Origin of the sequence: Streptomyces sp. 13-12-16 (assembly GCF_002114215.1) — a bacterium.
In the GTDB taxonomy this organism is placed as follows: domain Bacteria; phylum Actinomycetota; class Actinomycetes; order Streptomycetales; family Streptomycetaceae; genus Streptomyces.
On sequence record NZ_NCTE01001339.1, the window covers coordinates 1 to 504 of the forward strand.

Annotated in this window: 1 pseudogene; it reads left to right on the forward strand. The window is 74.8% G+C overall.

From position 1 onward, the window contains the following. A pseudogene (locus B7767_RS40680) lies at nt 1-325 on the forward strand (TIGR04222 domain-containing membrane protein); the annotation flags it as partial. Nucleotides 326-504 lie beyond the last annotated feature (179 nt).

Consider the following 504-nt stretch of genomic DNA (forward strand, 5'->3'; position numbering starts at 1 on the left):
GCTCGCCGTACCCGCCGTGGCGGGACTGGGGGCGGCCGCCCTGCTCATGCCCGTCCCGTCGGACATGCCGCGCCATCTGGTCGCGCTGTGGTTCGCGCTGCCGCTGGTCTTCACGCTGGGCTGTCTGGCCGTGGCGCGGTTCGAGGTCCACCCGTACTCGCCCTGGGCCTCCCCGGCCGGGCAGCGCCTGCTGGGCCGGCTGCCCCGCGGCGCCGACGACGACCACACGTGTCTCACCTCCGTCGCGGTGCACGGCATCCGCGCGGTGGGCGAGCCGGAACTGCGCGCGGCCTTCGCGCACCGGGGGCCCCGCGAGGGGCATTGACGCCGACACCCCGGCGGGCGGTGCTTGCCTCACGCCAACTCCAAGCGAAACATCCCTTTTGTCGCCGTTGTGCACCGAAGGGATCGTTCGTCGATGAGAACCGCCGCCGCCGTCCATGTGGCCGCCGGGACCTTGCTGCTCACCACCCTGGCCGCCGCCCCGGCCGGCGCGGGACCCGC